Genomic DNA, 12,375 nt, shown 5'->3' with positions numbered 1-12,375 from the left:
GAATGCCTGCCATGGTAGCCGAAAGCCGGGCCGCTGTCATGCCTGGCTGGAGAACTGTTCATGCACCGGCGAGCTGCGTTGGCTCAGGCCACCACCCACACGGTGCAGTTTTTGGCCAGGTGCATGATTTTATTGGAAACACTGCCAAAGATGAACTCCTCGGCCTTGGAAAGCCCCCGCCGGCCGATCACCACGGTGCCGAAGCCGTCTTCCTGCATGCGGCGCAGGATTTCCCGGGAGACGGAGAGATCCGGGCTGCAGCGCTGGCCCTGGGGGGCGTCGAAAGGCCAGGCGCAGGCGTGCACATATTCCAGGCTGAGACGCTCGGGTGGCAGACCGCCTTCCAGCAGCACGGTGCGGGCCTGTTCCAGAAAGGCCTGCATGGCAGCGTGATTCTGCATGCAGGCCTCCCGCCAGGCTTCGTCATCGGCAAAGGTATCGCGCTCGGGCAGGCGTTCCACGTGCAGCAGGCGCAGGAGAAACTCGCCGCCGCTGGTCATGGCCCTGGCGTATTCCACAGCGCGCATGGCGTTTTCGGAGCCGTCCACTGCCAGCAGGATGTTCCGGGGATTCATGGTTCCCTCCTTCATGCGCCATGGGGTTGCATGGCCTGCAGCACGGGCCGCAGGTCGTCCAGGAATTCGGAGACGGTTTCGTAATACACCGGCGCACCAGCGGAAAAATGCATCAGGACGCGGTTCAACGTCCCGGGAATGTACGGGAACAGCTTTTTCAGGTTCATGACCCGGTGCGTGAACATGAGGGACATGTCCTCGGGCCTGAGATCGGCCAGGATCTCGGGGTCAAAGCCGCGGGTGTGCAGGTCGTGGGTGGTATAGAGGTCCTTGCCGGTCAGGTGGAGCAGGATGTTGCCCAGGCCCCAGATATCCAGGCCGAAGGGGTTTTCGTTGGACTGGAAGGCGTAATCGAAGTCGATCCAACGGCACAGGCCGGTGCCGTATTCCACAAACAGATGATCGCGCCGCACGTCGCCGTGTTTTTCGTGATGGCTGTGCAGAAAGGCCAGGGCCTCGCAGGCATTGAGGAAACGGGCGAGCATGTCCGGAAAGCGGGTGCGGAAGTAGGTGGCGTGGTCCATTTCCAGGGCCGAGACCACTTCATCGATGGGCTTGCCGCGGACCATGTCCAGGATGCGCACGTTGTTGCCTGCGGCATCAAGGGTGCACACGCCCTGCATGAACCGCATGTCCCCGCGGACGAGATCCAGGATGCGGGCCTCCTTTTCCGGGCTGCGGTGGCAGAGAATCTCCAGCTGGCCGATGCGCAGGGGGAAGTGCTCGTGAAAGACCAGCTTGAGAATCTTGGTCTCCCCGGTTTCCAGGTGCCGGCAGCGCTTGACCCAGTATTTGGGGTCTTCCAGCCCGAAGCGGCGCTCGGCCTCGTTGCGGTACACCAGGTAGTGGCCGGTTTCCAGCGCGATGACATCGCCGTAGTCGATGCGGGAGAACTCGGTGGTGTCGGTGACGAGCCGGCCGAAGCGGGACTGGCCGAATTCCGGATAGTAGGCCAGGATGAGTTCCTTGGCCCGCGCCCGGTCATCCGGAGTGCCGCCCGGAGTGCCGCCAGGGTGGGTGGTGGTCATGGCTGTGCCCTCTTTCTCGCCCGGTCTTGCCGAAGCAAGGCGATGGACCCACCATACCATGCCGCCAGGGGCATGTCAGCCTGCATGGGCAAACAGGGCTGGTTTATTCCAGTTCGTGGAATTGCACGTCCTCCATTTGGGGGAAGTCCGACAGTTTGAGGGAAAAGGCGGTGTTCAGGAAGGTATCGCACCAGAAGTAAATGTCGTGCTTGCGGATGCTGGCGCGCATGTGGCGCATGAGGGGTTTTTGCTCGGCCACGGGCATCAGGCAGGCCCGGCGCAGGGTGGCGGCCATGCCTTCGATGTCGAACGGGTTGACCAGGAGCGCGCCGTCGCGCTGCAGCTGGGCCGCTGCCCCGGCAAACTCGCTGAGGATGAGCACGCCGGTGTTGTGCCGGCGGCAGGCACAGTACTCCTTGGCCACGAGGTTCATGCCGTCTCGCAGGGGGGTGACGAACATGACGTTGGCGGCCACGTAATAGGCCACCAGCTCCTCGCGGGGGAAGTTGCGGTACTGGTAATGGATGGGGTTCCACCCCGGCGTGGCGAACTGGCCGTTGATCTCGCCCACCATCCGCTCGATTTCCATTTTCAGCTGGCGGTATTCGTCCACATCTTCCCGGCTGGGGACGAGGATTTGCACAAAGACAATGCGGCCGAGGAGTTCGGGATGCTGCTGGAGCATCAGCCGCAGGGCTTCCAGGCGCTCGGGGATGCCTTTGGTGTAATCCAGCCGGTCCACGCCGAGGATGATGGTCCGGTGTTCGTAGGCGGCCGTGAGGGCGCGGGCGAGATCCTGCACTTCCTTGGTGCCCGCAGTGTGGACGAAGCTGCGGTAATCGATGGAAATTGGAATGGCGCCGATGCGCACGGTGCGGCCTTCGTGCTTGGCCTGGACCACGCCGCCGCGCCCGCGGACGGTAACCTGGGGCATCAGGGACTGCAGGCAGGCCACAAAGTTGCGGCGGTCGCGCAGGGTGTGAAAGGCCACGAGGTCATGCTCCATGAGCGCGTGCAGGATCTCGCGTCGCCAGGGGAGCTTGAGGAAGTTGTCCGGCGGGGGGAAGGGAATGTGCAGGAAAAAGCCGCAGCGACGTTCCGGATTCTTGCGGCGGAGCTCCCCGGCCACGAGCATCAGGTGATAGTCATGAATCCAGCAGTAGGTGGAGGCGGGCAGGGTGGCGGCGATGGTGTCGGCAAACAGCATGTTCACCTCACGATAATGCCGCCAGTAATCGGGTTTGTAGAAATTGCAGCGGGTGGGCAGGTCGTGGAACAGGGGCCAGAGGATTTCGTTGGAAAAGCCGGCATAGAACCCGGCCACCTGCTCTTCGGTCAGCTGCACGGGATGCAGGGAATAGCCGGCCTGCCTGGAGAAGGTTTCAAAGAGGGGGGTGACGTTGTCGCCGGTGCCGTCCAGTCCGCTGCCATTTCCCAGGCTGCCTGCCGCCAGCCCGGACCAGCCCACCCAGGATCCGCCGCGGTCGCGCAGCACCGGGGCCATGGCCGTGACCAGTCCGCCGGCGCCCTGTTCCAGCATCCACTTGCCCGAGGCGTCTTTGGACAGGCGGACGGGAAGGCGATTGGAAATGACGGCCAGCTGCGGAACACTCATGAGGTCTCTCCGTACGTAAGGGGATTTGGCAGATGGAGCAGGGCCTCCAGAAAGGCCAGCAGCTCCTCTGGCGGCCGCAACCACCATGCGGCCGCAGTCTGGCGAAACCGCTCCCGGATCAGTACGGGCACGTCGCCAGGCACAAGCGCCTGGAAGGCGTCTTCGTCAGTCAGGTCGTCGCCGAGGTAAAGAATGGGCAGGCCCGGGTGCTGGGTGCGCATGGCGGCCACGGCGCGACCCTTGTCCACACCGCGGGGGCGCAGCTCCAGCCCGCCGTCAAAGGTATGCAGGGCCAGGGGGAACGTGTTGGCAATGGCCTGCCAGGCCTCCGTGGCGTCCTGGAGCATGAATTCCGCCTTGGCCTTGGGCAGGCCACGGACGTGCAGGGCCAGGCAGCCTGGCTTGTGCTCCAGGTACCCGGCATGGCGACGGGCTTCGGCCCAGTCCTCGGCGGCGCGCAGGCCGTCTTCAAGGCCAGGCTCCAGGGGGGCGCGGGTCAGGAGGCCGTGCACATCACGGTGCTCCAGGCCGTGGCAGCCCCAGATTTCCGGGGCCGGGTCAATGCCCATGAGCGAGGCCACCAGTTCCGTGGGCCGGCCGCTGACCAGGGCGAGGTGCAGATCCGGGCGTTGCATGAGCCGCTCCACCAGCTCGGCGGCGCCGGGATAGGGGCGGGCGCGCAGGCCCTGGGGGACAAAGGGGGCCAGGGTGCCGTCGTAGTCCAGCAGCAGGATGCGCGGGGTGGCGGCCAGCCGGGCCCAGAGGGCCGCATCGGCCTGCATGGCGTCCCAGCGCATGTGCTCCGGTGCGGCGAGCGACAGGGGGTCGGTGTGGTATGTTCGTTCCATGCGTGCGACTTTCAACGGTGTGTTTGGTGTGAGAGAGGGGGACCAATAGTGACTGCATAGCACATTGCGGCGCGATGGTCGAATCCAAAAGAAAACGCCCCATCCGGAGTCCGGACAGGGCGCGCTGGCACCGCAATGGCATGCGGGAAACTGAAGCTACTGCACGATGAAGAACGCCTGCTTTTTGGCTTTGCAGACGGGGCAGGTATCCGGGGCCTCGCCTTCACACGTGTAGCCGCAGACGTTGCAGACATGGTAGGGCGCGTCGGCCTGTTCCTGCCCCAGGGAATCCAGGGCCTTCTGGTACAGTTCAGCGTGGATCTTTTCCACCTCGTTGGCGTAGGTGAAGGACCGCTCCGCCGCCTTGTGGCCTTCTTCCTTGGCGTGCTCGATCATGTCGGGGTACATGTCTTTGAACTCATGCGTTTCGCCGGCCACGGCTTCCTTGAGGTTGGCCGCGGTGTCGCCAATGCCGCCCAGGGCGCGCAGGTGGGCGTGGGCATGCACGGTTTCCGCGGCGGCCGCCGCACGGAAGAGGCGGGCAACCTGGGGGTAGCCGTCCTTGTCGGCCTTTTCGGCAAAGGCAAGGTACTTGCGGTTGGCCTGGGATTCGCCGGCAAAGGCTTCGCGCAGATCAGCTTCAGTCTTGGTCATGGACATGATGCTCTCCTTGAGGAATGTTGCTTTTTTGTTGTTGTTTCAGGGCATTGTTCCGGCATGCTGGGCACATGCTCCGGAACACGACATGGGCTCTGCGAGGCGCGTCCCACCCCTCTGGCAAGGCCGGGGGCGGGAGGCTTTCGACCTCGTGCCAATCAAAATCAGCCACCGAACCACAGCCCGTGCAGACGAGGTGGTGGTGCGGGGCAAGGTTGGGTTCGAACCGGGCGCAGTCGGCGCTCATCTGCACGCGCTCCAGCAAGCCCAGTTCTTCAAACAGGGTCAGGGTGCGGTAAACCGTATCCCGGGAAATGGTGGGCATGCCCGAGCGGACAGTCTGGTACACGTCCTCGGCGGTGGGGTGTGTCGTGGCGTGCATGAGGACATCATAAATGGCCAGACGTTGTGGGGTGCAGGCCAGATCGGCTTGCACCAGGGCGTCACGAAGGGGAGTGCGAACAGGGGCTGTGTTCATGGCTGCCTCGATACGAAGTACGAATTGATCTTGAGAAAGAATTATTCCTATTCAGCCTGGCTGTCAACCAAAAAAGAAAAAAAACGCAAAAAGGATTGAAGCGCTGGCAGGGCAGGCGTATTTTGCCATCAGGCTGAATTTGTAGGGAAGGCAGGGGGGCAACCTGCCGGGAGTGGTTTGCGTGGCAGCGGGGGGCGCGCGGGCCGGGAGAGGGGCGCTGTGAGCAGAAACCATGCAAGGCCCAGGGGCGTTGCGTTGTCACAAGCAGGGGATGTCAGCAGGCCGTTGCCGTATGGACTTCTGGACAAGAGTGGTGTGCTGGCATGACGCGACATCCTCGACTTTCAAGTATTGTGGAGCGGACCATCGCCAGCCGGCTGCGTTTGCCGGTGCTGGCCTTTGGGGTGTTGCTGGGGGGGCTGCTGGCCCTGGCGCAGTACCGGACGGTGCTTCAGGCCAACAGGGAACTGGCGGCGGCCATGTCCCGGTATGTGCAGCAGCACGTGGAGACAGCGCAGGCCCAGTTGCAGTCCCTGGCCACCCTGACCGCGGGCGCGTCGCCGGCCACCGCAGAGCAGGCCATGCGGGCGTTGCAGCAAAATGCGCGATATTTCGATAGGCTGATTCACCTTGACACTGCCGGCGGGCTGGTGCGCGCGTTTCCGGATGGCCCGACGGTTCTTTCGCAATATGATGTTGCAGAAACCGGCGGCCTGCCGAGGGTGGTCTCGCGGCCACACCGTTCGCCAGACACGGGGCACCTGGTGGTGGATGTGGAGTGCCGTATCCCCGGCGGCGGGGCCATGGTGGGCCTGCTGAATCTGCAAACCCTCACGGATTCCATGCGCGGCATGCTGGTGGGCGATGAGGACGCGCTGCTGCTGGCGGACGAGGCTGGCGGCGTCATCGTGACCCCTGCCTCCCTGGGACCGCAGGCTGACCTGAATATTGCCGACTGGCCCTCCTTCCAGCAGGCGGAAAGCGAAGAGGAGGAGGAAGGGACGGTCACGCTGCAGCAGGTGGCGGGCCGGCTCAGCATGGTTGTCCCCCAGGCCCTGCCGCGGACTGGCTGGGTGTTGCTGATTTCCCGCCCTGTATCCTCCATGCTCCAGCCGGCCCTGCTTGCCTGCTCCGGGTATCTTGGCGGTGTGGTGCTCCTGTATGTGATGCTGGTGGTGGCCCTGCGCCAGGAGATGCGGCGTCGGGTCACGCGGCCGTTGCTGGAGTTTGCCCAGGCGCTGAGCGGCCTGCGGCCTCTGGATGTAGAGGCGCCGGCCATCATGCAGGCGGCGACCCTGGATGGCGAAGGGCAGACCTTTGCCGAGCTGGATGAACTGGCCGGGGCGTTTGCGGGCATGGCCGGCGAGCTTCGGGAACGGGAATCGGCCCTGCGGGCGTCGGAAGGCAGATTGCGGGACCTGTATGTCAACGCCATCGAGGGTATTTTCCAGATCGGGCCGGACGGCAAGGTCCTGCATTGCAACCCGGCGCTGGCGCAGATGTTCGGCTATCAGGATGAGGAAGATGTCCGCCGCAATGCTGTCTCCATGCCCAGTATATACGCCCGGCCGGAGCAGCGGGCGCTGGTGCTGGCCATGCTTGCGGAGCACGGGTTCATTTCCGGCTACGAGCTGCCCATGCTGCGCAAGGATGGCAGTGTGATCTGGGTGGCCGTCAATGCGGTGGCCATTCGGGATGCACAGGGGCAATTGCTGCGCATCGACGGCATGCTGGCGGATGTGACGCGGCGCAAGCAGTCGGAAGAGGCGCTGGCGGCCTCGCAGGAGTTTTTTCACGTCGTCTTCCAGGGCGTGACCGAGGGATTGCTGGTCCATGATGTGGAGAGTGGCAGGATTGTGGATGCCAACCAACGCGCCTGCGATCTCTTCGGCTACACCCGCGAGGAACTGCTGTTGCTGCATGTGGCTGACATCAGCCAGGGGGAGCCGCCGTATTCATTCCGCGAGGTGCGGGAGCACATCCGGCAGACACGGCGACAAGGTTCGCTGAACCTGGAATGGCGCTCGCGCCGGCGCAATGGCGAATTGTTCTGGTCTGAGGTGAATCTGAGTCTGGTCACCGTCGGCGGGGTGCAACGCTGTATCGCCACCATTCGGGACATTTCGGAGCGAAAAGAGAACGCCCAGGCCCGGGAACAGGCGGAAAACCGATACCGGCTCCTGGTGCAGAACGCACCTGTGGGCATTTTCCGTTCTACCGTGGACGGAAAACTGCTCAGCGCCAACCCGGAGTTTGCCAGGATTCAGGGCGATGCCTCGCCGCAGGCCTCGTCGGACCGCCTGGGGCATCTCGGGCAGGACATGTACGCACGCCCCGAGGATCGCCAGGCCCTGCTCACCAGGCTGCTGCACACAGACGCCGTGCAGGAGGCGGAACTGCAGTTCAAGCGCAAGGATGGCACCCTGTACTGGGGGTCCCTGACGGCACGGCTGGTGCGGGACGAGCGCGGGCAGCCCACGCACATCGAGGGCTTCCAGATGGACATCACGGACCGCAAGGTCGTGGACACCGCCAGGGAGCAGGCCCGGGAGCAGCTGGAGCAGCAGGTGGCCCTCCGCACCAGGGAACTGCGCCAGGCCAACACCCGGCTGCTGGAGCTGGACCGGCTCAAAACCTCTTTCCTGTCCTCGGCCTCCCATGAACTGCGCACTCCGCTCACCTCCATCCTGGGGTTCGCCAAAATCACGAGCAAGCTGTTCCACCGCTATTATTTGACAGGGGATTCCCGCATTGAGCCGCTGGCGAAAATCCCCCGCCGGCAGTGCGGGGAGCGCATTGCCGGCAACCTGGACATCATTGCCCGGGAGGGAGGGCGGCTGACCCGGCTGGTGAACGATTTGCTGGACATCAATGCCATCGAGTCCGGGATGATGATCTGGCGGGATACGGAAGTGTCCTTGCCAGAGCTGCTGGAGGACGCCGCCGCCAGCGTCCGGGGCATGCTCCCGGCTTCCGGCCGCGTGCGTCTGGTCACGGCTGTCGAATCCAACCTGCCCCGGCTGCACCTGGACCGGGACAAGATGGTCCAGGTATTACAGAATCTGCTGGGAAACGCCGCCAAGTTCACCGCAGCCGGCGAAATCCGGCTTTCGGCGTCGCTGATTCGGGAGGCCCTGGAGCCGGGCTTTGATATCTGTTCCGTCGAACTGCGCGTGGCGGATACCGGCCATGGCATTCCCGAAACCGCCCTGGAAGCGGTGTTCGAGAAATTTTATCAGATTCTTCCCGAAGGCCGCGATGGCGACAAGCCCCGCGGCACCGGCCTGGGTCTGGCCATTTGCCGGGAAATCGTGGAACACTACGGCGGGCGCATCTGGGCGGAATCCGTCCTGGGGCAGGGCGCCACCTTTGTGGTGCGCCTGCCCGCACCGCAGGTGGCTGCAGAGGCCGAAGACACGCCCGGGGCCGGATCGCCACCGGACCAGGGGGCCGAAAAGGCGGCCTGAACAGCGCGCCGGCGCCGGCGTCCTCGTCAGTCTGCCCCTTCCAGCGCCACGGCTGCGCCGGCGGTCATCAGGCAGCCTCCGCCGAGACGGTGGAACAGTCCCACCGCACCGGGCCGGCGGAAGAACCGCGAGCAGCGTCCGGCCAGCAGGGCATAGGCCATGGCATTGCATGTGGCCAGGATCACGAACGTGCTGCCCAGGGCCAGGGCCTGCGGCAACAGCGGCGCCGTCGGGTCCAGGAACTGCGGAAGAAAGGCCATGAAAAAGGAAATGGATTTGGGATTGAGTGCCGTCACCAAAAACGCGCGCCCGGTGATCCGCTTGGCTGAAACCTGCTGCGCCGCGGCCCCCAGCCCCAGCCCCGCGGCCCGCAGGCCCGGCGCATCCCGCCACATCCGCCAGCCCAGGTAGATGCAGTAGCCCGCGCCGCAGTATTTGACGATGGTGAACAATCCGGCGGACGACGCCACCAGCGCCCCCAACCCGGCCAGGGACAGGGAGATGGACAGGGCGTCCCCCAGGGCCACGCCCAGGGCCAGGGGCAGGGCGGCGCGTGGGCCTTCCCGCAAGGACATCCCCACCACCAGCAGCACCGTGGGGCCGGGAATGGCCAGGACAACCAGCGACGTGAGGGCAAAGGAAAGCAGGGTCGCAGTCAGCATATCGAACCTCCGAATACATGCGGCGACGGCGGATGCAGCCAAGGCGATACGCCTGTGGCAGGGGTTTGTCCATGCCTTTGTGGTGGCCAAAACGCGCCTGCCGTGTGGCGCATTCCGTCGCTCTTTCGCTGTGGGGTGGAATGCAGTATGGTCAGGGCTGTTCCCGGTCGTTTCAACTGATCCCAGTTCTCCAATCGCACGGGAGGCGCGATGCATAATCCTGGCGGCCTGTTCACCGATAAGCGGTCCCAGAACCGGCGAGGCATGCGCAATATGCTGTCATCGCAATCAATCCGCATGGTTGCGCACCTCGTCCTGCTCCTGCTGGTGCTGGCGGCCCTGCCGGGATGTGGCGGCAGCCGTGAGGACGACGCCATCCACCAGACCTCCACCCTGGACGCTCTGAAGGCCGGTGCGTTTGCGGGTGTCATTTCCGTGGAATCCCTCGACCGCCAGGGCACCCTGGGCCTGGGCACCTTCGACGGGCTCGATGGCGAGCTGGTTCAGGTGGACGGTGTCACCTATCAGGTGCCTGTGGATGGCGAGGTCCGGGCCGCCCCGCCCGAGACGACCATCCCCTTTGCCACCACTGTGCGCTTTGACCCGCACACCTCCGGCGAGATCCAATCCGGGGATTTCAAGGCCCTCTGCCAGGCTCTGGATGCCCTGGCCCCGGACACCCAGCGTTTTGCCGCCGTGCGGGTGCACGGGCAGTTCGCCAGAGTCCAGGTCCGCAGCGTGCCCAAACAGGAGCCGCCCTATCCGCCCCTGGCCGATGCCGTGGCCCGGCAGGCGGTGTTCACCCTGGAAGACGTCACCGGCGATATCATCGGCTTCCGGTTCCCGGCCCACGCCAAAAGCTATGGTGTGGATGGCTGGCATCTGCATTTTCTGACTGATGACCGGCGCCAGGGCGGCCATCTGCTGGCTGTGACCACCACCGAAGCCGAGGCCCAGGTGATGATTTTGGATCGGATGGAACTCTATCTGCCCCCCAATCTGCCTGCGGCGCTCCCGCCAGCGCAGGGCGAGGCAGGGGCAAAGGTGGAATGATCATGCAGGCATTTGAAAGCATGCTCGCCGGTGTGGGCCGTACGCCGCTGGTCCGGCTCGGGGGGCTGGGCAAGGGGCTGGGGGCCGCGGTGTATGCCAAGCTGGAATCCCGCAATCCCGGCGGCTCCATCAAGGACCGCATCGCCAGGAACATGATCCTCGATGCCGAACAGCGCGGCCTGCTCACCCCCGGGGCGACCATCGTGGAGCCCACCAGCGGCAACACCGGCATAGGCCTGGCCTTTGTGTGCGCACTGCGGGGGTATTCGCTGGTCCTGACCATGCCTGAATCCATGAGCAAGGAGCGGCGTGATCTGCTCAGGGGCTTCGGAGCCAGGCTGGTCCTGACTCCGGCGGCCAAAGGCATGACCGGAGCCATTGCCGAGGCCGAGGCCATCCTGGCCGCCACGCCCGGCGCGTTCATGCCCCAGCAGTTCAGGAACCCCGCCAATCCGGCAGCCCACGAGGCCACAACCGGCCCGGAAATCTGGGACGCCACGGCCGGGGCGGTGGATCTGTTCGTGGCCGGTGTGGGCACGGGCGGGACCATCACCGGCGTGGGCCGGGCGCTCAGGGCCAGAAAGTCCTCCGTGCGGCTGGTGGCCGTGGAGCCGGCGGAGTCCCCGGTGCTCTCCGGCGGTCAGGCAGGGCCGCACGGCATCCAGGGCATTGGCGCGGGATTTGTGCCCGAGGTGTTGGACGTTTCCCTGCTGGACGAAATCCTGCCCGTGCGCACCGAGGACGCCCTGACCACGGCCCGTCGCCTGCTCAGGCAAGAAGGCCTCCTCTGCGGTATCTCTGCCGGGGCCAATGTCTTTGCCGCCCTGCAGCTGGCTGCCCGGCCAGAACATGCCGGCCAATGCATCGTCACCATCATCTGCGATACCGGGGAACGCTACCTGAGCTCACCTCTGTTCAATGATCCTGCTTTGGTGGAGGAGCCCCGCGCATGAGCCCCCTGCTTTCCCTGGATGAGATCACGGAACAGCTCTGCCGGGTGGAGTCTTACGAGGGCATGTTCCACCAGACGCCCCACAACCAGCCCATGCCCTCCATCGAGGTGCTGCGCGAGGTGGTGGCCCGGCTGCAGGCCATTCTGTTTCCTGGCTATTTCGGAGAGTCGGAGCTCACGCCCGAAACCATGCGTTTTCACATCGGCGCGGGGCTGGATGTGGTGGCCCGGCTGCTGACGGAACAGATTCGTCGTGGTCGCTGTTTCTCCTGCCGCAACAGCCAGCCTGAGCATGCAGACACGGACTGCGAAAGCTGCGAGGAGGCCGCCCGGCACAAGACCGCCCGCTTTCTCTCGGCCTTGCCGGAAATCCGGCGTCTGCTGGCCGCGGACGTGCGCGCCGCCTTTGTGGGCGACCCGGCGGCCAAGCATCCTGGCGAGACGATCTTCTGCTATCCGAGCATCCTGGCCCTGACCCATTACCGCATCGCCCACGCCCTGCACCGGCTGGAGGTGGATCTGATCCCGCGGATCATCACCGAGATGGCCCACTCCAAAACCGGCATCGACATCCACCCCGGCGCGCAGATCGGCGAAGGGCTGTTCATCGACCACGGCACCGGCGTGGTGGTGGGCGAAACCTGCGTCATCGGCCAGAACGTGCGCATCTACCAGGGTGTGACCCTGGGGGCCAAGAGCTTCCCCAAGGATGCCAGCGGCGCGCTCATCAAGGGCATTGCCCGGCATCCCGTGGTGGAGGATGACGTGGTGGTGTATGCCGGGGCCACGCTGCTGGGACGCATCACCATCGGCAAAGGCTCGGTGGTGGGGGGCAACGTCTGGCTCACGGAAGATCTGCCGCCATATTCCCACGTGGCCCAGCAACGCGCCGGGGAGACAAGCTCAAGGATTCTGCTGGGCGCGGCCAACGGGAAATCGTGACGGAAAAAACTCATTGGCGTGCGCTGCCTTCCTCCTTGCGCACTGCGCTGAATTTCGACACAATCATCAAATGGGTGTTGCATTGACGCTTCCTCCGC

The 12,375-nt window shown here is 64.8% G+C and carries 11 protein-coding genes; 4 read left to right on the top strand and 7 right to left on the bottom strand.

The window, feature by feature from the left end; all coding sequences use genetic code 11:
• Nucleotides 1-83 precede the first annotated feature (83 nt).
• From ACYQ00_RS04985 to ACYQ00_RS04960, 6 genes are all read right to left on the bottom strand, one after another.
• Nucleotides 84-575 carry a universal stress protein gene (locus tag ACYQ00_RS04985; protein WP_460031062.1) on the bottom strand — a complete coding sequence of 164 codons (492 nt, stop codon included), beginning with the start codon at nucleotides 573-575 and terminating at the stop codon, nucleotides 84-86.
• Nucleotides 576-586: 11 nt separating this feature from the next.
• A complete protein-coding gene (locus ACYQ00_RS04980) occupies nucleotides 587-1,603 on the bottom strand; it encodes a protein kinase family protein (protein ID WP_460031061.1) in 1,017 nt (338 codons plus the stop codon).
• A gap of 103 nt (nucleotides 1,604-1,706) precedes the next feature.
• Complete coding sequence (locus ACYQ00_RS04975) at nucleotides 1,707-3,218, bottom strand: alpha,alpha-trehalose-phosphate synthase (UDP-forming) (RefSeq protein ID WP_460031060.1); 1,512 nt, start codon at nucleotides 3,216-3,218, stop codon at nucleotides 1,707-1,709.
• Entirely contained in the window at nucleotides 3,215-4,066 is an 852-nt protein-coding gene (otsB, locus tag ACYQ00_RS04970) for a trehalose-phosphatase (protein ID WP_460031059.1), read from the bottom strand. Before otsB ends, ACYQ00_RS04975 begins: the two co-directional genes overlap by 4 nt.
• A gap of 156 nt (nucleotides 4,067-4,222) precedes the next feature.
• On the bottom strand, nucleotides 4,223-4,720 hold the full coding sequence (locus tag ACYQ00_RS04965; protein WP_460031328.1) for a rubrerythrin family protein: 498 nt from the start codon (nucleotides 4,718-4,720) through the stop codon (nucleotides 4,223-4,225).
• Nucleotides 4,707-5,201, bottom strand: coding sequence for a Fur family transcriptional regulator (locus tag ACYQ00_RS04960; RefSeq protein WP_460031058.1), 495 nt, complete (start codon nucleotides 5,199-5,201; stop codon nucleotides 4,707-4,709). The genes ACYQ00_RS04965 and ACYQ00_RS04960 overlap by 14 nt, the downstream gene beginning before the upstream one ends.
• Nucleotides 5,202-5,524: 323 nt before the next feature.
• On the opposite strand from ACYQ00_RS04960, the gene ACYQ00_RS04955 reads away from it, so the two are divergent.
• On the top strand, nucleotides 5,525-8,668 hold the full coding sequence (locus ACYQ00_RS04955; RefSeq protein WP_460031057.1) for a PAS domain S-box protein: 3,144 nt from the start codon (nucleotides 5,525-5,527) through the stop codon (nucleotides 8,666-8,668).
• Nucleotides 8,669-8,694: 26 nt separating this feature from the next.
• Here ACYQ00_RS04955 and ACYQ00_RS04950 read toward each other — a convergent pair whose 3' ends face one another.
• Nucleotides 8,695-9,330, bottom strand: coding sequence for a LysE family translocator (locus ACYQ00_RS04950; RefSeq protein ID WP_460031056.1), 636 nt, complete (start codon nucleotides 9,328-9,330; stop codon nucleotides 8,695-8,697).
• A 297-nt stretch (nucleotides 9,331-9,627) separates the two neighbouring features.
• On the opposite strand from ACYQ00_RS04950, the gene budA reads away from it, so the two are divergent.
• The 3 genes from budA to epsC are packed head-to-tail and all read left to right on the top strand — an operon-like array spanning nucleotide 9,628 to nucleotide 12,277.
• The gene (gene budA, locus ACYQ00_RS04945; protein WP_460031055.1) at nucleotides 9,628-10,383 is read left to right on the top strand and encodes an acetolactate decarboxylase; all 756 of its coding nucleotides are present in this window, start codon (nucleotides 9,628-9,630) and stop codon (nucleotides 10,381-10,383) included.
• A gap of 2 nt (nucleotides 10,384-10,385) precedes the next feature.
• Nucleotides 10,386-11,336 (top strand): cysteine synthase A, encoded by a 951-nt coding sequence (gene cysK, locus ACYQ00_RS04940; protein WP_460031054.1) that lies wholly within the window; start codon nucleotides 10,386-10,388, stop codon nucleotides 11,334-11,336.
• Nucleotides 11,333-12,277, top strand: a complete 945-nt coding sequence (gene epsC, locus ACYQ00_RS04935; RefSeq protein ID WP_460031053.1) for a serine O-acetyltransferase EpsC — start codon at nucleotides 11,333-11,335, stop codon at nucleotides 12,275-12,277. Before cysK ends, epsC begins: the two co-directional genes overlap by 4 nt.
• Nucleotides 12,278-12,375 lie beyond the last annotated feature (98 nt).

It is taken from the genome of Megalodesulfovibrio paquesii (genome assembly GCF_054653055.1).
This window is presented reverse-complemented; position numbering and strand designations above follow the sequence as displayed.